At 36.8% G+C, this 19,295-nt stretch carries 19 protein-coding genes and 1 tRNA gene; 8 read left to right on the top strand and 12 right to left on the bottom strand.

Annotated elements, in window-relative coordinates; all coding sequences use genetic code 11:
- Positions 1–7: 7 nt before the first annotated feature.
- Complete coding sequence (locus AWW83_RS08390) at positions 8–682, bottom strand: DUF4397 domain-containing protein (protein WP_092350806.1); 675 nt, start codon at positions 680–682, stop codon at positions 8–10.
- A gap of 271 nt (positions 683–953) precedes the next feature.
- Between AWW83_RS08390 and apbC the strand changes: the two genes are divergently transcribed.
- Together apbC and AWW83_RS08380 are read left to right on the top strand one after the other, a co-directional pair.
- The gene (gene apbC / locus AWW83_RS08385) at positions 954–2,036 is read left to right on the top strand and encodes an iron-sulfur cluster carrier protein ApbC (RefSeq protein ID WP_092350804.1); all 1,083 of its coding nucleotides are present in this window, start codon (positions 954–956) and stop codon (positions 2,034–2,036) included.
- Positions 2,033–2,278: a NifU family protein gene (locus AWW83_RS08380; protein ID WP_092350802.1), complete on the top strand. Its 246-nt coding sequence runs from the start codon at positions 2,033–2,035 to the stop codon at positions 2,276–2,278. Before apbC ends, AWW83_RS08380 begins: the two co-directional genes overlap by 4 nt.
- Positions 2,279–2,310: 32 nt before the next feature.
- Here the strand turns inward: AWW83_RS08380 and pgeF are convergent, their stop codons facing one another.
- Both pgeF and AWW83_RS08370 read right to left on the bottom strand, forming a co-directional pair.
- Positions 2,311–3,054 (bottom strand): peptidoglycan editing factor PgeF, encoded by a 744-nt coding sequence (gene pgeF, locus AWW83_RS08375; RefSeq protein WP_159421155.1) that lies wholly within the window; start codon positions 3,052–3,054, stop codon positions 2,311–2,313.
- An 18-nt stretch (positions 3,055–3,072) separates the two neighbouring features.
- Entirely contained in the window at positions 3,073–4,521 is a 1,449-nt protein-coding gene (locus AWW83_RS08370) for a trans-sulfuration enzyme family protein (RefSeq protein WP_234697282.1), read from the bottom strand.
- A 134-nt stretch (positions 4,522–4,655) separates the two neighbouring features.
- Between AWW83_RS08370 and AWW83_RS08365 the strand changes: the two genes are divergently transcribed.
- The 6 genes from AWW83_RS08365 to AWW83_RS08340 all read left to right on the top strand — a co-directional run bounded on the left by AWW83_RS08365 (position 4,656) and on the right by AWW83_RS08340 (position 9,526).
- Positions 4,656–5,387: an acyl-[acyl-carrier-protein] thioesterase gene (locus AWW83_RS08365; protein ID WP_092350798.1), complete on the top strand. Its 732-nt coding sequence runs from the start codon at positions 4,656–4,658 to the stop codon at positions 5,385–5,387.
- 28 nt (positions 5,388–5,415) lie between these two features.
- Positions 5,416–5,487 (top strand) — tRNA-Thr (locus AWW83_RS08360).
- A gap of 81 nt (positions 5,488–5,568) precedes the next feature.
- Entirely contained in the window at positions 5,569–6,609 is a 1,041-nt protein-coding gene (locus AWW83_RS08355) for an N-acetylmuramoyl-L-alanine amidase family protein (protein ID WP_092350796.1), read from the top strand.
- Between the two features lie 4 nt (positions 6,610–6,613).
- Complete coding sequence (locus AWW83_RS10055) at positions 6,614–7,618, top strand: nucleoside recognition domain-containing protein (protein WP_234697281.1); 1,005 nt, start codon at positions 6,614–6,616, stop codon at positions 7,616–7,618.
- Complete coding sequence (locus AWW83_RS08345) at positions 7,615–8,154, top strand: spore maturation protein (protein WP_092350794.1); 540 nt, start codon at positions 7,615–7,617, stop codon at positions 8,152–8,154. Before AWW83_RS10055 ends, AWW83_RS08345 begins: the two co-directional genes overlap by 4 nt.
- Before the next feature lie 34 nt (positions 8,155–8,188).
- On the top strand, positions 8,189–9,526 hold the full coding sequence (locus AWW83_RS08340; RefSeq protein ID WP_092350792.1) for a hypothetical protein: 1,338 nt from the start codon (positions 8,189–8,191) through the stop codon (positions 9,524–9,526).
- 16 nt (positions 9,527–9,542) lie between these two features.
- Here the strand turns inward: AWW83_RS08340 and AWW83_RS08335 are convergent, their stop codons facing one another.
- From AWW83_RS08335 to fabZ, 9 genes are all read right to left on the bottom strand, one after another.
- Entirely contained in the window at positions 9,543–9,815 is a 273-nt protein-coding gene (locus tag AWW83_RS08335; protein ID WP_092350790.1) for a hypothetical protein, read from the bottom strand.
- A complete protein-coding gene (locus AWW83_RS08330) occupies positions 9,812–13,066 on the bottom strand; it encodes an efflux RND transporter permease subunit (protein ID WP_092350816.1) in 3,255 nt (1,084 codons plus the stop codon). Before AWW83_RS08330 ends, AWW83_RS08335 begins: the two co-directional genes overlap by 4 nt.
- A gap of 29 nt (positions 13,067–13,095) precedes the next feature.
- Positions 13,096–14,652, bottom strand: a complete 1,557-nt coding sequence (locus AWW83_RS08325) for an efflux RND transporter periplasmic adaptor subunit (protein ID WP_092350788.1) — start codon at positions 14,650–14,652, stop codon at positions 13,096–13,098.
- A gap of 35 nt (positions 14,653–14,687) precedes the next feature.
- Positions 14,688–15,935, bottom strand: a complete 1,248-nt coding sequence (locus AWW83_RS08320) for a TolC family protein (RefSeq protein WP_092350786.1) — start codon at positions 15,933–15,935, stop codon at positions 14,688–14,690.
- 111 nt (positions 15,936–16,046) lie between these two features.
- Positions 16,047–16,427 (bottom strand): hypothetical protein, encoded by a 381-nt coding sequence (locus AWW83_RS08315; protein WP_092350784.1) that lies wholly within the window; start codon positions 16,425–16,427, stop codon positions 16,047–16,049.
- A 59-nt stretch (positions 16,428–16,486) separates the two neighbouring features.
- Entirely contained in the window at positions 16,487–17,284 is a 798-nt protein-coding gene (panB, locus tag AWW83_RS08310) for a 3-methyl-2-oxobutanoate hydroxymethyltransferase (RefSeq protein ID WP_092350782.1), read from the bottom strand.
- A complete protein-coding gene (locus AWW83_RS08305; protein WP_159421153.1) occupies positions 17,281–18,012 on the bottom strand; it encodes a lipoate--protein ligase family protein in 732 nt (243 codons plus the stop codon). Before AWW83_RS08305 ends, panB begins: the two co-directional genes overlap by 4 nt.
- 46 nt (positions 18,013–18,058) lie before the next feature.
- Entirely contained in the window at positions 18,059–18,847 is a 789-nt protein-coding gene (gene lpxA, locus AWW83_RS08300; RefSeq protein ID WP_092350778.1) for an acyl-ACP--UDP-N-acetylglucosamine O-acyltransferase, read from the bottom strand.
- On the bottom strand, positions 18,844–19,295 hold a 452-nt coding region (gene fabZ / locus AWW83_RS08295), incomplete at its 5' end, for a 3-hydroxyacyl-ACP dehydratase FabZ (RefSeq protein WP_102134823.1). The genes lpxA and fabZ, both read right to left, overlap by 4 nt.

The raw sequence follows: 19,295 nt of genomic DNA, 5'->3' as shown, positions 1-19,295 counted from the left end.
CCCTCCTTTAATCTTCTTTGAAAAGCTTTTTTTGTAAATCTGTTTTCAACCCATAAACGACAACAGAATATCTTCCAGGACCGGTTATCCCTGAATCCCAACCTTTGACAAGCGTATCACTGCCAGATATAACAGTATATTTCACAGTATCCGGGAAAGAGGAAATTTCAAGATATGGTGTGCCTCCTTTGAATGGAACACTTGAAAACACAGAATCCTTACCCGCAAAATTAACAATCACCTTCGCTGTCCCAAGATTAGGGCTCAAATGCAAAAACCTAACCAATGCCTTTCCGCTTGGATATGGTTCATCAAATGTGTTCCTTTCAACCGCAAATAAAACACTATCAGAACCTTTCCCGACATAAAAAACCGAATACTTCTTTTCAGATTCAAGCGTCCTTCTTACGCTATCACCTGCGCCAAATGCAAAAACCCTTGAACCGGCTGGCAAATCAAAATAGCTTGTCGCTTCACCAAAGGCAAGCGAAGCTACCTTATCAGTTCCATCAACATTGACTTTGATCGTTGCGCCCGTTTTTAAATTCACAAACTTTGCACTTGAACGATAATCAACGGGCTGGACCACAGGATTATCAATGTTAATGCAACCACTCCCCGTAATTAGATAAGCAAGAATTAAAACGAAAGCAGAAAGGCAAATAGTAAACTTACCTTTCATCTGTCACCTCCAATTTAAAGTTTTAAAAAATAGCTTTTAACTAAAGAACCTATTTATTTCAAGTGGGTGCTTCTTGAAGGTAGAAACTTAAAATCTCTCTCTATCTCCAATGTGCTTATGCACTTTTGCTATAAATATAATATGCAAATTTCAATTTGTCAAGAGGTAAAGCCCAGTTTGAGGTAAAATTTTAAAAATCATTCAGAAACTTTTTTATCCAAACATTTTTTATTAAGTTTAGGCAAATCTTAAAAATAAAATTGCGTCCGCTATGAAAAGCGTTGAAGAAATACTGAATGTTTTAAGGCAAATTCAAGACCCAGATCTCCACAAAGATATTGTCTCGCTTGGATTTGTCAAAGATATAAAAGTTGATTCAAACAAAGCATTTATAAAAATTGAGCTTACGACACCTGCGTGTCCAATAAGGGACAAAATCAAAGATGAAGCGATTGAAAAAGTAAAAAAACTTGGATTTGATGAAGTTAACATAGAAATGACAGCGCAAGTCCCAAAACACATAAGCCAGCAAAAGGATGCACTTTTACCAAATGTTAAAAACACAATCGCTGTCGCAAGCGGTAAAGGTGGGGTTGGAAAATCAACTGTTGCTGTTAATCTTGCAGTTGCACTCGCACTTGATGGAGCAAAAGTTGGTTTAATTGACGCAGATGTCTATGGACCAAATGTCCCGATAATGCTCGGTGTAAATGAAAAACCTTCGTTAACAAGCGATGGCAAAAAAATTGAACCAGTTGAAAAATACGGTGTTAAGTTAATTTCAATTGGACTTCTTCTTGATGATCCCGATACTGCTTTAATATGGCGTGGTCCTATTGCAAGCGGTGCAATTAAACAATTTATGACAGATGTTGAATGGGGTGAACTTGATTATCTTATTTTTGACCTCCCACCCGGAACAGGTGATATTCAACTTACACTTGTTCAGACAATTCCATTAACTGGTGCTGTAATTGTAACAACACCACAAGATGTTGCTCTTGCTGATGTTCGTAAAGCAATTAAAATGTTTCAACGTGTAAATGTCCCAATTCTTGGAATAATTGAAAATATGAGCTATTTCATCTGTCCACACTGCGGACAAAGAGACGATATTTTTGATCACGGTGGCGGGAAAAAGGCAAGCGAAAAATTTAATGCCCCATTTTTAGGCGAAATACCAATTAACACAAGAATAAGAATAAGTGGCGACACAGGTAAACCCGTCCCAATTTCTTATCCAGAAACAGAAGAAGCAAAAATAATTAGAGAAATCGCACGAAAACTTGCTGCAAGAGTTAGCATTGTAAGTTTCAAACAGCAAGCAATGCCAAAAATTGAAATCAAACTATGAAAAACAAAGAAGAACTTAAACAGCGCGTTCTAAAAGCACTTGAAATCGCACGACCCTATCTTAAAGCAGATGGAGGAGATGTTGAACTTGTTGAAATTACAGATGATTACATTGTTAAAGTAAAATTGATCGGTGCATGTGGAAGTTGTCCACTCTCAATGATGACATTAAGAGCTGGAATTGAAAGAATTATAATTCGTGAAGCGCCGGAGATAAGACGAGTTGAAGCGGTTTTTACATAAAAAATCGGCGAGCCAATCTATGGCTCGCCTTTTCATCTCATACCAAACAAAGCCCACATCCTGCCGGAATTTTCTCCATCTCTTCTATACGAATGAAAAATATCACCACCACAAATCGTGCAATATGGACTGACGCTTATGTTCTCAAACTTAACACCTGATTTAACTAATTGAGCGTAAATTTCGCCTTTCAAATCAAAATGATATTTCCCATTCCTTTTAAACCTCAAAAACCTCACATCAAAAATTTTATCAAACTCCTTGTCAACCTCATAACAACACACAGAAGCACAAGCCCCGATGTGAACAATCAAATCTCTTGGCTCACTCTTGAACTTATCCCGAATGAAAGCAACTGTTTTTTCAACAATTTTTTCTGAAGCGCCTCTCCAACCACAATGAACCAATGAAATAATTTTCTTCTTCGGATCATAAATATAAACAGGTGAACAATCAGCAACACTCACAACAAGAAAAATCTCTTTTTTATCCGTCACAAGAGCATCACATTCATCGTAAATCCCGGGTTTTTCAACAAAGCAAATGTTTGAACTATGGATTTGCTTTGGGATTGCAAGTTGAGTTTCAGAAATCCCAAGCTGTTCAAGTAAAATTCTGCGATTATTTTTAACTTCCTCAGGATCATTATTTTTGGTGAAGCCAAAATTAAATGTCCTATCCGAGTTAACACTTTTTCTCGTCGCTAAAATAGCTAAAAGATTATCAAACTTTTCAAAAATTTCTGGCTTTAAAAGATAAACTTCGTCAGATTTCACCACCGAGATAAATTTGTTTTAAATTCTTGCTAATCCCTCGCTCAAATCAAGAATTATGTCATCAACTTTTTCAAGTCCAATTGACAATCTTATTCCGCCTGGGTCAATTCCTTTTTTTTTGAGTTGCTCTTCCGCTGGAATTGTCGCATGCGTCATTGAACCCGGATGTTCAATCAATGTTCTTATATTCCCTAAACTAACAGCAAGAGTTATCGTATATGCGTTTTTCGCAAGATAATTTATGAGTTTTTCCGCTTTCTTACGTCTTCCTTCCGGTGAATCATCTTTGACAATGAAATAGATAAGTGTCCCCGGTGCGAAATTGCCCTCATAATCAACCATTTGTCGCTTTGCAAGTTCATATTGCGGGAAAGTATGCAAACCTGGATAACTCACATATTGAATTTTTGGATGTGAGCAAAGAAATCTTGCGACTTCCATTGCGGTTTTTTCCTGCTGACGAACTCTTAAAGCAAGCGTTGGCAAACCATAAACAAGAATTGTCCAGGCGCTTTTTGTGCCAAGAACTCCGCCAAAATCTTTTCTATAAAGCAAAAGCTGGTCTCTGCTCCACTTTGGACCAATCACCACTCCACCCATATCAGTGCCGAAACCACCGATATTTTTCGTCAATGAATGGACAACGAAATCTGCTCCAAGCGTAAGTGGTCTTTGACAAAATGGAGTTGCAAATGTATTGTCTACAACAACATAAATTCGCTCGTTCGGTTTTCTCTTCTTATTTTCTTCCTTCACAATTTCAGCCACACCAGCGATGTCAATCAATTCAAGCGTTGGATTTACGGGCGTTTCAAAATAAACAACTCTCGTTTTTGGAGTTATTGCTTTTTTCAAATTTGATAAATCTCTTAAATCAACAAACTTCGTCGTTATTTGATACTTTGGATACCAGTATGTTAAAAGTTCATAAGTGCATCCGTATAAAAGTTTGTGCGCAATTATTTCGTCACCTGTCTTAGTCAAAATTCCAAGAACGGCTGAAATTGCACCCATTCCCGATGCAAATGTAACAGCAGATTCACCAAGCTCTGCATAAGCGAGATATTCTTCAAGCATTTCCTTATTTGGTTCGCCAAGGCGATCGTAAATATAAATCGGGGCTTTAAGTTCAACTTCTTCATTGTTAATTGTGTGAGCAAATTGCAGAAAACCTAATGCCCCACGCTGTGCCGATTCAAGCCGAAATGTTGCTGATGCTGAAATTGGCGGAACTACATGATGTGAATACTCCCATTTCGGTGTGAATGAACGACCATAAATAAGGTGGGTTTCCATTGAATACTTTGACTCGTTGTTTAACTTCTTCCCTTGAACCTTTGAACTCTTGAACCCTTGAACTTTTTTACTCGGGGACTTCTCCCGAGCCGAACTCATTGTTCCATTTTCCATTGACTTCGGGGACTTTTCCCGAACCGAACTCGCCGAACCATTTTGCTTTTTAACCATAATTCCCTCCCTAATTGTGGGTTTGTTTTACACTTTAAATTTACAAAATGACACCGAATTATCCAAGAAGAGCAAAATTTCAAATTTCTTCATTAAATTAAAACGCAAAACAAAAATAAAACTTCAAAGCACAAATGTTTGACATGAAAGCGAAAATTAACTACAGAGACCTTAACAAAAACTGGAAACCACGACTTGACACATTAACATCCTACCTTCAAGAATCAGCAATCCTTCACTCTGAAACCATCGGATTTAACGCAAATTATATGCTAAAAAACAAATGTGCTTGGATTTTAAATAAACTTGCAATTGAAATCTTCAAACTCCCAAAATTAAGGGACGAGATTAAAATCACAACATGGTCAAGGGAAATTCACACCGTAAAAGCATATCGTGATTTCAATGTTTACTTGGATGATGAACTCATTGTGAAAGCGTCATCATTGTGGGTTTTCGTTGATGCAACAACGAAAAAATTGAAACGAATTCCAGATGAAGTCAAAAATATGTATGGCGAGGAAAAAATTTCAAACGGAATTGATCCAGAAAAATTTAATTTTGAACCAGACAAAATTAAAAACTCAAACTTAATTTTGAAGGAGCACACAATTAGATACACTGACATTGACACAAATGGTCATATGAACAACACTACCTTTTTCACACTTCTTGAAGATATTTTGCTTGAAAAATTTGGCGATTTTAACATCGGAGAGATCAACATTTGCTTTAAAAATGAGGTTCTTTACGAGCAGAAAACAATTAAAGTCGCTCTGACGCAGTCATCTGATGAGATTTACGATTTTGTCTTTTTCAACGATGATATAATTTTTTCTTACGGGCGTGTAAAAATTTGTTTTTAAGGTTGAAAAATTTTAAATTTTTTAAAAAGCTGGCGTAGCTCAGCGGTAGAGCAGCTGATTCGTAATCAGCAGGGCGTGGGTTCAAATCCCACCGCCAGCTCTATCTTACCTTATTTTTTCCCTTCACTTTAATTGAAACAATCACCCAAGCATTTTATATTTAAGCAAAAAACGAATTCTTATGAAAAAATTTTTTATTCTCATAACGATCATCTTTATTCCAAGTTGCGCCCCAAAACCTTACTATGTAAAACCTTCCGACTGGAAAACACCTGAATCAAAGGATTCGGTTATTAACTTTTACTCACGATTTGTCAAGGGATGGAAAATTTTTATTGACCCCGGACACGGCGGACAAGACAGAAAAAACATTGGAATTAAAAAAAGAGTGGTTGAAGCAGATGTTAATTTAAAAGTGGCACTTTATCTTCGTGATTACCTCACAAAAGCTGGCGCAATAGTTTTCATGTCAAGGGAAAAAGATACAACCGTTTCACTTCAAGATAGGGTGAAAATGGCTACAGAAAGTGGAGCTGACATTTTCATCTCAATCCATCATAACGCAATGCCCGGAGATGAAACAACATTTTACGCATCAACTTGGTATCACGCTGTTGAAGGTGATCCTGGGTTTCATCCATCCAATAAAGATATTGCAAGATACATTCAAAGAGACCTCGCATATGCCCTTAGAATTTCTGGCTCACTTGCAAGTTTTGACGGAACAATGTCTGATTATCTTGTTTATCCAAAACAAGGGTTTTATGTTTTGAGAAATGCAACGATGCCGGCAGTCCTTGTTGAGTGCACATTTTTCACGAATGAACATGAAGAAAGAAGATTAAGCATTGATGAATTCAATCAAATTGAGGCGTGGGGAATTTTCAAAGGTCTTGCAAAATATCTTCAAGCTGGCGTTCCAAAAATTGAATTAATTTCTGACACAATCTTAACAACGCAAAAACCAACGCTTATTCTCAAAGTTTCAGATAAATCCGGACTTGACAAACAAAGCATTCAAATTAAAATTGATTCTCTTACGATCCCAAAAGATCACATTGCAACAATTGATGAGCGAAACTTCTCAATAATTCTTTTCACACCAAATTTTAACCTCAATCCCGGGGTTCACACTCTTGATGTAATTGTAAGAAACAAAAACGGAAACTCATCTTTTCCATTTCGCAGAAATTTCTACATTGTAAAACAAACAGGAGAATAAAGCTATGATGAACTACATATGGCTTGCTCTCATTGCAATCGGAATTTTAACAGCAGTTGGGACGGATATTTATGAAAGTTCAATCAACAAGTATAGAAACGGAGTTGAATTTCAAGCGTTGGTTGAACTTAAAGATGAGTTCAAAACAAATACCCAGTTAACGGGAATTCTGAAAGTAAGCGGTGAGTACTTCAAAAATTTTTATTCGCTGAAAAATTTTAACGCAAAACTTATAACAAATGAAATTTCAATCAAGGTAAATCAAGATGGTAAAGGTGTGGCTGTTCTTAACATTTCTGAAAACACCCCCGAATTTTGGAAACTTATGGCAAAAGGCAAAGGCACGAATACAGATAAACTTGTTGCAAACATTTTGAAATTTGAGAAAAATGAAAACGGAAGTTATAATGTTGTTATGGTTTTTGAAAGAATTTCACTTGTTAAGATAAAGCAGGTTTTAAATGCGGTGATTGAGTATTCCGATATCGCTGTTAAAATTGCAATTGGTTTAATCGGAGTGATGGCTTTGTGGCTTGGAATTATGAAGATAGGTGAGCTCGCGGGGTTGATAAATTTACTTGCAAAAATTGTTAAGCCAATTACAAAACGTCTTTTTCCAGATATACCATCAGAACATCCTGCGATCGGAGCAATCATAATGAACATCTCCGCAAATATGCTTGGTCTGGGAAACGCAGCAACTCCGCTTGGATTAAAAGCAATGGAAGAGCTTCAAAAGTTAAATCCAAAGAAAGACACCGCAAGCGATTCAATGGTGACATTTCTTGTAATTAACACAAGTGGGATGACATTGATACCAGCAACTGCAATTGCCGTAAGAGCAGCTCTTGGTTCGGGCGACCCAGCAGCAATTATTAGCACAACAATCGTCGGTGGATTCGCAGCAACAATTGCAGGTGTAACAGCAGCGAAAATTTTACAGCGACTTAAAATTTTTAGAAAAGAACTTGAAGAAAATAACGAAACAAAAACGGAGGTCAAAGAATGAGTTTCAAAGAGATTATGAATATAATTTCTGTCGTTGCAATACCTTTCGTTATTTTCACATTTTTAATCTACGGTTTTGCAAAGAAAGTAAAAGTTTATGAATCATTCGTTGAAGGCGCAAAAGAGGGATTTAATGTCGCAGTTAGAATTATCCCTTACCTTGTTGCAATGCTTGTTGCAATTGGAATTTTTAGGGCAAGTGGTGCGATGGATGTTCTTGTTGCAATTTTAAGCCCATTGACAAACTTAATTGGCTTTCCAGCAGAGGCGCTTCCAATGGCTCTTATGCGTCCATTGTCTGGAAGTGGCTCGCTCGGAATTATGACCGAAATAATGAAAACTTATGGACCTGATTCATTCCTCGGTCTTCTCGTTTCAACGATGTATGGAAGCACAGAGACAACTTTTTATGTGCTTGCTGTATATTTTGGCTCTGTCAACATAAGAAAAACAAGACATGCGGTTCTCGCAGGTGTGATCTCGGACATAACGGGCTTGCTTACAGCGTTTTTTATTTGTAAATTAGTTTTCGGATAGTGAAATTTAAACAAAAAAATTTCGGAGGTAAAAAATGAAAAGGACTTTGACTTTACTTCTTGCCTTGCTTGTCTTAACTTCTGCATATTCACAGCGAAGGGTTCAAAGAGAAACTCCAACAAAACCGCAAACAAGCGGTGAATTTACAGGCGGGCTTGGATTATCATGGTTTGATGGAAAACCATACTATCTTTTAAACATCTCACCAGAAATCGCTTTTGGAAAAATTGGAATTGGACTTGATGTTAATTTGAGAATCGGTGTAAATGATGGAAAAATAAGAAGCGAAGATTGGAACGAATTTTATGACTTTTTGAGAGCGATAAGATATGTAAGATATGGTTTAAAAGGTGATCCATTTTACGCACGGCTTGGGGCACTTGACTACGCAAGATTAGGACACGGGACAATTGTCTATTACTACAAAAACAACGCAAGTTATGACGACAGAAAAGTTGGGCTTGAATTTGATGTTGACTTTGGGAAATTTGGATTTGAATCTGTTTTCAGCGATTTGAAAAGAGTTGGTGTGTTTGGATTGCGTGGATATGTAAGACCTTTGAAATTTACACCCGCTGGAGGAATCCCAATAATTGGAAATCTTGAATTTGGAGCAACTTATGCGACAGATTTTGATAAAGATGCAATCGCTCATTATGATACAGTAAGCAGGAAAATTGTAAGAGATTGGGATAGACCCGATATTTTCGGATTTGATATCGGACTTCCAATTATAAAATCAAAAATTTTTGGTTGGGATGTCTATTTTGACTATATGAAATTTGTCAATTATGGAAGTGGAATTGCTTATGGAACTAATCTTGAATTTAGAGGGCTTGGAGTTTTAAACATTGGTGCGAAAATTGAGCGTAGAAACTTCGGCGATCAATTTTTGCCAAGTTATTTCAATTATTTCCACGAAGTTGAAAGATTTAATTTGAGAGATACTGTAAATGCAACGAGCAAATTACAAGCGTTGAGAAAAGCAAAGAAAACATCGGGAACTTATGGAGAGTTGTTTATCACAATTTTAGGACAATTGCAAATCGTTGGAAGTTATCAACAACTTGATGCAACTCCCGAAAGTGGGACTTTGCACCTTGACCTTCAAATGCCACAGGTTTTACCGACAATTGTTTTTGATGCTGGTTATGACAGGAGAAACATCAAAAACTTTGGCGATGTCTTCCGACTTGATGAACGCTCACTACTTTATGCTGAAATTGGTTATAAACCCGTCAAATATATCGTCGTGAGTATGCTTTATCAATGGACTTTCAAACCTGTGCGAACCGACAACGGGACAAAATATGAAGTTCAAAAAAGAGTTGAGCCGAGGGTGTCCTTTGTTTTTCCATTTGGTAAAAAGTAAAAAATTGGGGGCGTCTTTAAGACGCCCCTTTTTGAGTTTGAATTTTTAAAATCAAATTATAAACCCACGCAAGCACAACCCCACCGATAAATCCATCAATGAAACCTTCAACAAATCCTATAAATGCACCAGCGATGCTTATTTCATAAAGTGGAAATAATTTGCTTAAAAACGCAGTGCCTCTTTCACCCTGAAAAAAGAGTAATAAAGTTGCGATAAAAATCGCACTCCCTTCAATAAATCCAAGTCCAAAGCCAAGAGCAATTGTGTTAATTTTTTGATAATTCATTTTTCGCTTATCATTTTTTCTTTTCGCATTTCAAATGATTTCCAAATGAAATATATTGCTGGATAAACCAAAAGTTCAAGAATAAAGCTTGTCACAACTCCACCGACCATCGGCGCAGCAATTCTTTTCATCACATCTGCTCCTGTCCCATGACTCCACATTATTGGCAAAAGCCCCGCAATTATAGCTGAAACAGTCATCGCTTTCGGTCTTAATCTTTTCACAGCACCGTGATAAATCGCATTTTTCAAATCATCAATTGTTCTCAACATCCCTTTTCTTTTCCATTCTTCATAAGCAAGGTCAAGATAAAGAAGCATAACAACTCCGGTTTCAGCGTCAAGTCCCGCAAGAGCGATAATTCCAACCCAAACCGCAACGCTCATATTATAGCCAAGCAAATAAAGAAGCCAAATTGCTCCAACAAGCGAAAATGGAACAGCAAGAAAAACAATTATAACTTTCGTGACTGATTTCGTGTTAAGATAAATTATCACAAAAATGATAAGCAAAGTCGCAGGAATTATGTAATAAAGTTTTTGCTTTGCTCTCTCCATATATTCAAATTGACCGCTCCATGTTATTGTATAACCCTCGGGAAGTTTGATATTTTCTTCAACCGCTTTTTTAGCCATCTCAACATAAGTTCCAACATCATAATCTCTGAAATCAACATAAACCCAGACATTTGGTCTCGTATCTTCACTTCTTATAACCATTGGACCTTTCTTAATTTCAATATCCGCAAGCTGAGCAAGTGGAATCTGCGCACCCGTCGGAGTTGAAACAAGAACCCGCCTCAAATTCTCAACATTATCTCTTAACTCTCTCGGATACCTTACACTTACAGGATATCTTTCAAGTCCTTCAACAGTCGTTGTAACTTCCATCCCACCAATTGCAGTCATTATAACATCTTGCACATCTCCAACAGTTAATCCATATCTTGCGCATTCTTCTCTTTTGATTTTAAAATCAACATAATTTCCTCCAAGAACTCTTTCAGAATAAGCCGAAACTGTGCCCGGAACTTTCCTTATAACTGCCTCAACTTGTTTCCCGATTTCTTCAAGCACTTTCAAATCAGAGCCGGCGATTTTAACTCCGACAGGGGTTCTTATCCCTGTTGAAAGCATATCAATTCTGGTTTTTATTGGCATTGTCCATGCGTTTGACAATCCCGGAATTTGCAGAGCTTTATCCATTTCTCTAATCAACTTTTCAGGCGTCATTCCAGGTCGCCATTCTTCTTCTGGTTTTAACATAATTGTCGTCTCAATCATATCAAGTCCAGCTGGATCTGTTGCTGTTTCAGCTCTACCAATTTTTCCAAAAACATGATGAACTTCTGGAAATTGTTTTATGATTTTATCCGTCTGTTGCAAAATTTCCTTTGCCTTTGTAATTGAAATTCCCGGCAAAGTCGTTGGCATGTAAAGAAGGTCTCCCTCCCACAAAGGTGGCATAAATTCCGAGCCAATTTTTGAATAAGGAATGTAAGTTAAAGCAAGAATTAAAATCGCAAAAGCAATGACAAGCCATTTAAATCTCAAAACAAAATTCAAAATCGGATGATAAATTTTCATCAAAATTTTGTTAACAGGATTTTTCTCCTCCGGTGGAATTTTCCCTCTGATAAAATACCCCATTAAAATTGGGACAATTGTAATTGAAAGAAGTGCAGCTGCAGCCATTGAATATGTCTTCGTGTATGCAAGCGGTTTAAATAATCTTCCCTCTTGTGCTTCAAGAGCAAAAACAGGAAGGAACGAAACCGTTATCACAAGCAAAGAATAAAAAAGCGAAGGTCCAACTTCCTTTGAAGCATCAAGAATGATCTTCCAGTGATCTTTCTTACCAGCATCATGCTCAAGATGTTTATGCGCATTCTCAATCATAATTATCGCAGCATCAACCATAGCTCCAATTGCAACGGCAATGCCACCAAGCGACATTATGTTCGCATTAATCCCCTGAATTTTCATCACTATGAATGAAATCAAAATTGCAGTTGGAAGAGTAAATATCGCGACAAGCCCACTCGTGAAATGAAAGAGAAAAAGCAAACAGACAAGAGCAACGATAATTGATTCCTCAATTAATTTCTCACGCAATGTCGCAATTGAGCGCTTTATAAGCTCAGACCTATCATACACAGTTATAATTTTAACATCTTCGGGAAGACCAGATTTTAATTCTTCAAGCTTCTTCTTAACCCCTTCAATAACTTTTAAAGCATTTTCACCGTGCCTCATAACAATTATTCCACCAACAACTTCACCTTCACCATTTAATTCAGCAATTCCCCTTCTCATCATCGGCTCAATTGAAACGGTAGCAACATCACCAAGATAAATCGGCGTCCCATCGCCAAAAATCCTATTTTGAGATTCACCTTTTTGCAACTCAAAATTTTGCATTTCCATATTTGAATTACCCATATCCATATCTGAGCTTCCCGACATCGTCATATTTTGCATCTGCGAAGGCAGTTTTACAAATTTGCTTACTCCAACAGGAATTTTCTTTATATCATCAATCGTCTTTATGTATCCAAGTCCACGAATCATATATTCCATCTCACCCATTTCTATCACTTCGCCACCAACATCATTATTGCTTCGTTTTATCGCATTTATCACCTGATTTAAGGGAATGTTATACGCAAGAAGTTTATTTGGGTCAACCGTTATACGATAACTTTTCACAAATCCTCCAATGCTTGCAACTTCTGCAACACCTTCAACACTTGTTAAAGCATATCTCAAATACCAATCCTGAATTGAACGAAGCTCACTTAAATCTCTCTTATCTGAAACAAGAGCATACATATAAACCCATCCAACTCCCGTCGCATCAGGTCCAAGAGCTGGGACAACTCCTTTTGGAAGTTTATTCACTGCGTAATTTAAATACTCAAGCACTCTGCTTCTTGCCCAGTAAAGATCGGTTCCATCTTCAAAAATCACATAAACAAGAGAAAAACCAAAAAATGAATAACCACGCACAACTTTTGACTTTGGCACCGATACCATTGCAGTTGTAAGTGGGTAAGTTACTTGTTGCTCAACTATCTCGGGTGATTGCCCAGGATATTGAGTGTAAATTATCACTTGAACATCGCTTAAATCTGGAATTGCATCAATTGGAATTGTCTGAATTGAATAAATACCTGCGATAATTGCAAACAAAACCGTGAGGATAACGAGAAATTTGTTGTTGATTGACCATTCAATTATTTTTTGAAGCATTTGATTTTGAAAACTTTGTTTTTGATTTTTCACTTCACATACTTTTCTGGATTCTTCTTAAACTTTTCAAGGTCTGCTTTCATACAGAAATAATACTTTTTCCCTTTGTAGACGAAAGAAAGTTCCTCATTGGGCTCAATTTCCATACCGCAAACAGGGTCAACAACTTTATCAGCGATATGCTTATGCTCTTCGTGTGTAGTTTCACGAGATTTTGATTTTTGAATTTTTTTCTCCTTCTGTTCATCGCGTTCTTTTATTCCGACTTGCTCATGTTCGTGCTTCATCTCGGGACTTTCTGTCTTCTCAATGACCATTGAATTCCCGTGTTGATGTGTTAAGCCAGCAAGTGCAGCTTTGAGATTGCTTTCCGAATCTATGAGAAAGTGCGACGATGTGACTATGTTTTGATTTTCATGTAAACCTTCAAGCACTTGATAATATCCATCCGCAAGCACTCCAAGTTTAACCTCAACAGATTTGAACCTTCCCCCACCTAAAGCGACCACAACTATGTCTCTTTCACCTGTTCTTATCACAGATTGTTCAGGAACAACCAAAGCGTCAATTGCAACATTTGATTTTATATTCACATTTACATACATATCTGGCTTCAACAAAAAATCTGGATTCTCAAATTCAAGTCGCACTTTGACTGTTCTTGTATCGCTTTGAAGAAATGGATAAATGTATTCAACTTTTCCTTTCAAAATTTTTCCAGGGAAATAGGGAATTTCAATCTCAGCATCTAAACCAACTTTTACCCACGGCAACTCATACTCATAAATATCCGCATAAACCCAAATAGTTGAAAGATCCGCTATTTTCATCAAATTCATCCCCTGCGAAATCTTCATACCTTGAAAAATGTTTTTCTCAACAACAATACCATCAACAGGCGAGAAAAAAACAAGCGTTTTGCGAATCTGTCCTGTTGTTTCAATTTCTTTTATCTGCGACTCTGAAATATCCCAGTAAAGAAGTCGCTTCCTTGCGCTTTCAACAAGTTGGTTTACTCCCTCAATTATATTCGGATCTTTGCTACCGGAAACGCTTTTTCTATAATTTATCGCCTGCAGATATTCTTCTTGCGCCGTGACAAGTTCAGGACTGTAAATCTCAAACAATGGTTCTCCATTCCGGACAAATTTTCCAGTGTAATCAACATAAAGTTTCTCAATCCATCCCGAAACCTTGGTCGTAATTATTGCGATTTTTCTCTCATTGTAATCAATCCTTCCAACTGTTCTTATCGTCTTTGTCAATTTCATTCTTCGCACTGGCTCAACTCTAACGCCAATGTTTTGAACAATTGTTGGGTCAATTTTTATTACGCCTTCTTCTGTTTCTTCTTCACCCTCATAAACAGGAACAAGATCCATACCACAATCTGGAGCTTTACCCGGTTTATCGCTTGTTATCCAAGGATGCATCGGGTCTTTATAGTAAAGAATTTTTCGCTCAACTTTTTGATTATGTGAGCTTACCTCACCCTTTCCCGAATGAATTAATTTCCCAATGAAAAATCCAGCAAAAAGTGATGCAAGCGAGATAAGTATAAACGCAAGGATAAGTTTTGCTTTCATTTTTCCCTAAAAATTTTTGTTTTCAATTTTTTAAATCACCGCAAATTTGTGCCTGCAAGCATTTCAAGTTCCGCAATTTTTGAATTGTAACTTGCAAAAATTTTTTCGTATTGAATCTGGTAATTGTAAAGGGTCATAAAATTATCAACAAGCGTCATAAAATCAATTTTTCCAACTTGATAACCAACAAGTCCGACATTCAAATTTTGCGTTGCCTGCGGTATTAAACCATTTTTGTAAAGATCAATTAGTTTCAAATCACCGTCAATTTCATTTAATTTCTCATAAATCATCTTTGAAATCTCATTCTTGATCGCCAAGAGTTTTGCTTCGGATTGAGAAACATTTAACATTGTCTCTTGAATTCTTAAATTTTGCTTGCTCCTGAAGAAAATTGGAAGATTGAACCCTATTGAAAAACTTAACACATCAAGCGCCTTCATCCCCAATGGGTCAACTGCGGAGCGTTGTCCATAAGAAAATTTTATTTCAAAATCAGGAATTATCTCTTTTTTCGCAAGCTGGGTCATTATGCTATCTTTTTCCACCATCTTTTTCATTGCAATTATCATCGGATTGTTTTCAAAGGCAAGTTTCTCAATCTCATCATAACTTTTTTTAAACTCAACAAAACTTATTTCATCTGGGATATAAACGGAATCGCTTGCTTTCCTGTAAAGAAGCGAATTAAAACGAACAATTATATTTTTTCTCTCCGTTTCCATCCTTATCAATTCATCAGTCATCTTTGAAAGCTCAACCTGCGCCTTCAAAACATCTTGCTGAATTCCCTGACCTGTCGCAAATCTTGTTGATGTGATTTTGATGAAGTCCTTGAGAAGGTCAATTGATTTTTTTGTGATCTCAACTGCCCTCGTCATATAGTAAATTTCAAAATAAAGCATCTTCACATTTGCAATAAGTTCAAGTCGTTTTGACTCGTAAATTTCTTTTGCAATCTCGTAATCTTTTTCAGCCATCTTCCCCATCAAAGAATACTTCTCTGGATACATAAGCATTTGAGAAATTCCAATCTCTTTCATCGTCATCATATCTGATGTAAAGCTAAAATTAACAGGCAGGTTTGTGATTCCAACCATAAGCATAGGGTCAGCTGGCGTCTTCGCCTGTCTTATTCGCTTGGAAATTGCTTCCATTTGAATTTTGTATGAATTAAGCTCTGGATTATTTTCAACCGCAATTTTGATGTAATCATCAAGCGTTTGAGAAAAACTCAAATACGGAAAAATCAAAAGCAAAATCAACGATTTGATAAATTTCATATTTCAAGAAATTTTTGTTTGAAAAAATTTTGCACAAAAACTGAAAAATTTAGAACATCAAAAAGATTCTTTTGTAAGCTGGAATTTTGATTTTAGCGGGTTAAGTCAAAATCAAATGAGAAGTGAAGAATTTAAAATTGGTATGTCTGATCGGGGAGGCGATATAAAAATTGCAGTGATGATTTTCGGTGAGAAATTGAACGGCAAATTGATTATTTCACTCTTTAAAGTTATCTGATTTGAGATTAACTTTGAGACATCATCTTTAAAACTTGCAAAATCCTGAACATTTTCCTTTTCAAATTTTTTCACAGTGCAACATTTTGAAACACCAGAAATAGAAACTTCATTTTGTTCATCTCCCGTTGAACATACACACGAGATATCTACGTTCATTTTCTGGGACATTTTACAAAATGAAATGACATTTGAAAATTGAAGTGTCCCAAGCAGAAAAACCACAAGCGTAAATGTGTTAATAAGTGCTTTCATACTTTGCTATCGTTTGAATTAATTTCACAAATTGTAACCTTAAATCGGACAAAAAAGTTTCAATAAGATTCACTTTCATCGGGGAATTTGCCACTTTTGACATCTTGTATATAATTTTCAAATGCATTTTTGATGAGTTTTGAAAGTTCAGCGTATCTTCGCACAAATTTCGGCTTAAATTCTTCAAATAATCCAAGCATATCATAGACAACGAGGACCTGACCATCGCAATGCGGTCCAGCGCCAATTCCAATTGTCGGGATTGAAAGGGATTTTGTAATTTGCTTTGCGAGTTCCGATGGAATTTTTTCAAGCACAATTGCAAACGCTCCAGCTTGTTCAAGTGCCATCGCATCATTTAAAATTTTTTCAGCTTCTTTCTCATCAACTCCTCTCACATCATAACCGCCAAATTTATGAATGCTCTGTGGCGTCAATCCCAAATGCCCCATCACAGGGATACCAATTGATGTTAATTTTTTCACGACTTCAACAATTTCGCTTCCACCTTCAAGTTTAACAGCTTCTGCACATGTTTCTTTCAAAACCCTTCCACAATTTTTAACCGCTTCTTCAACGCTGACTTGATATGTAAGAAATGGCATATCAACCACAACCATTGCTCTTTTAACACCTCTACAAACCGCCTTCGTATGATAAATCATATCTTCAAGTGTCACAGGCAAAGTTGTTTTATGCCCTTGAAAAACATTCCCGAGCGAGTCACCAACAAGAATTACATCAATGCCTGCTTCGTCAAGAAGTTTAGCGATGATAAAATCATATGCGGTAAGCATTGCGATCTTTTCGCCATTTCTCTTCATTTCAATTAATGTCTTCGTAGTTACCTTCTTCATAGAGAAATTAAATCAAGTTTTTCAATTTCAAATTCTTCATCAAGCAAAATTTTGTCTTCAAATTCAATTCCAAACTCTTGCTTAAACCCCTGCTTCAACGCTTCTGCGACATCATCAAACGAGACATTGCGATGCAAAATCTCATTCAAGCAAATCGTCTTTTCTTCAATTTCAGCTCTAATTTTTTCAACTATCTCAATAGAATCAATTTTCAGAAATTCTGGCAATTTTCTGTGAAATTCTCCAATTAAAATTGAGCCATGTTGAAGGACTACATCGCCAAATCTTCTTTGTGCGCTTCCAACAAGTTTTTTGCCTTTAAATTGAACTTCATATTTCGCTGAGCTCGCAAAACAAGGAATTGATTTAAAATCTTTGTAGAAACTTCTGAAATCGTGCTCCGTTTGAGCAAGTTCAAGCTCAACACCAAGCAAATTTAACCCACGGACAATTGCACGACTTATGAGATTGTAAATCTCAATTACACTTTTACCATACGAATTCATAACCACTGAATATGTTAACTCCTCAGCATGTAAAACCGCTCTTCCCCCGGTCGGTCTTCTCACAAATCCAATTCCTGCGTTCTTTATCTTTTCAAAATCAAAAACACTCTCATCTTGATTATACCCGATTGAAATCGTATAAGGTCTCCATCCATAAACCCTCAGCACAGGTCTTATCCTGCCTTTTGAAAACAGAAAGGCAAGATGTTCATCAAATTTCATATTAAAATTCCCATTACGAAATCCGGTGTTTAAAAAAATCCATTTTTCACTCATAAGGACCTCTTATTATGCCACGCTGACTTGATTCAATGAAGTTTATTATGTTCTGGATTTCCGGGGTTGGTTCAAATTCGTCTTTTAACTTCTTAACAGCTTGGCTCACGGTTAAATTTGACTGGTAAATTATTCTGTAAGCGGATTCAATTCGTTCAATTGTCTCTTTCGGGAAATTTCTTCTCTTTAAACCAACAATGTTAAGTCCTTCAAATCGCAACGGCTCTCTTGCAGCCATTATGTATGGTGGTACATCTTTCGGAACACGCCATCCACCACCAACGATTGAATGCTGTCCTATTCTGACAAATTGATGAACTGGAACAAGTCCTCCAATTACGACATAATCTTCAACAACGACATGACCTGCAAGATTTACAGCATTCGCCATTATAACATTATTCCCTATCACGCAATCGTGAGCCACATGAACATAAGCCATCAAAAGACAATTACTTCCTATGATTGTTTTTCCTGAATGAGATGTCCCTCTGTTGAGCGTGCAAAATTCACGAATTATCGTATTATCCCCGATCTCAAGCGTTGTCTCTTCGCCCTTAAATTTTAAATCCTGCGGAATTGAGCCAACAGATGCACCGTGAAAAATTTTACAATTTTTCCCAATCCTTGTCCCATAACCAATGAAAACATTTGAACCTATCTCGGTCCCATCTCCAATTATGACATTATCTTCAATAACGGTAAAAGGTCCAATTTTGACATTTTCCCCGATTTGTGCATTTGGGCTGACAACAGCCCGAGGATCAATGAATGTGCTCATGCTTCTTTCTCTGATGTTTGTTCAACTCCAACTTGTTCTGGTTTAGTGACGATTGCTGCCATCATCTCCGCCTCTGCGACTAATTTGCCATCAACATAAGCTCTGCCATACATCGTGCAGTATTTACTTCGCCGGTCAACCATCTCAACCTCATAAACAAGTGTATCTCCCGGAAAAACAGGTCTTCTGAATTTTGCATTTTTTATCGCCATAAAATAGACATAACGATTTTCCATTGACTCCTCACCATTCAAAAGCAAAATCCCCCCCGTCTGAGCCATTCCCTCAATTATCAAAACACCTGGCATTATCGGATGACCTGGGAAATGACCTTGAAAGAAAAATTCATTGCCTGTGACATTCTTAACACCAATGATTTTCTCGCCCATTTTAAAATCAACTATCTTATCCACAAACAAGAATGGATATCTATGTGGCAGAATTCTTT

Origin of the sequence: Candidatus Chryseopegocella kryptomonas (assembly GCF_001536065.1) — a bacterium.
GTDB classification, from domain to species: Bacteria; Bacteroidota; Ignavibacteria; order Kryptoniales; family Kryptoniaceae; genus Kryptonium; species Kryptonium kryptomonas.
This window is presented reverse-complemented; position numbering and strand designations above follow the sequence as displayed.

Bases quoted from the DNA above. Each gene is read 5' to 3' on its own strand.
- AWW83_RS08390 (WP_092350806.1), bottom strand. From the start codon at position 682: ATGAAAGGTAAGTTTACTATTTGCCTTTCTGCTTTCGTTTTAATTCTT.
- apbC (WP_092350804.1), top strand. From the start codon at position 954: ATGAAAAGCGTTGAAGAAATACTGAATGTTTTAAGGCAAATTCAAGAC.
- AWW83_RS08380 (WP_092350802.1), top strand. From the start codon at position 2,033: ATGAAAAACAAAGAAGAACTTAAACAGCGCGTTCTAAAAGCACTTGAA.
- AWW83_RS08370 (WP_234697282.1), bottom strand. From the start codon at position 4,521: ATGGTTAAAAAGCAAAATGGTTCGGCGAGTTCGGTTCGGGAAAAGTCC.
- AWW83_RS08365 (WP_092350798.1), top strand. From the start codon at position 4,656: ATGTTTGACATGAAAGCGAAAATTAACTACAGAGACCTTAACAAAAAC.
- AWW83_RS08355 (WP_092350796.1), top strand. From the start codon at position 5,569: ATGAAAAAATTTTTTATTCTCATAACGATCATCTTTATTCCAAGTTGC.
- AWW83_RS10055 (WP_234697281.1), top strand. From the start codon at position 6,614: ATGATGAACTACATATGGCTTGCTCTCATTGCAATCGGAATTTTAACA.
- AWW83_RS08345 (WP_092350794.1), top strand. From the start codon at position 7,615: ATGAGTTTCAAAGAGATTATGAATATAATTTCTGTCGTTGCAATACCT.
- AWW83_RS08340 (WP_092350792.1), top strand. From the start codon at position 8,189: ATGAAAAGGACTTTGACTTTACTTCTTGCCTTGCTTGTCTTAACTTCT.
- AWW83_RS08335 (WP_092350790.1), bottom strand. From the start codon at position 9,815: ATGAATTATCAAAAAATTAACACAATTGCTCTTGGCTTTGGACTTGGA.
- AWW83_RS08330 (WP_092350816.1), bottom strand. From the start codon at position 13,066: ATGCTTCAAAAAATAATTGAATGGTCAATCAACAACAAATTTCTCGTT.
- AWW83_RS08325 (WP_092350788.1), bottom strand. From the start codon at position 14,652: ATGAAAGCAAAACTTATCCTTGCGTTTATACTTATCTCGCTTGCATCA.
- AWW83_RS08320 (WP_092350786.1), bottom strand. From the start codon at position 15,935: ATGAAATTTATCAAATCGTTGATTTTGCTTTTGATTTTTCCGTATTTG.
- AWW83_RS08315 (WP_092350784.1), bottom strand. From the start codon at position 16,427: ATGAAAGCACTTATTAACACATTTACGCTTGTGGTTTTTCTGCTTGGG.
- panB (WP_092350782.1), bottom strand. From the start codon at position 17,284: ATGAAGAAGGTAACTACGAAGACATTAATTGAAATGAAGAGAAATGGC.
- AWW83_RS08305 (WP_159421153.1), bottom strand. From the start codon at position 18,012: ATGAAATTTGATGAACATCTTGCCTTTCTGTTTTCAAAAGGCAGGATA.
- lpxA (WP_092350778.1), bottom strand. From the start codon at position 18,847: ATGAGCACATTCATTGATCCTCGGGCTGTTGTCAGCCCAAATGCACAA.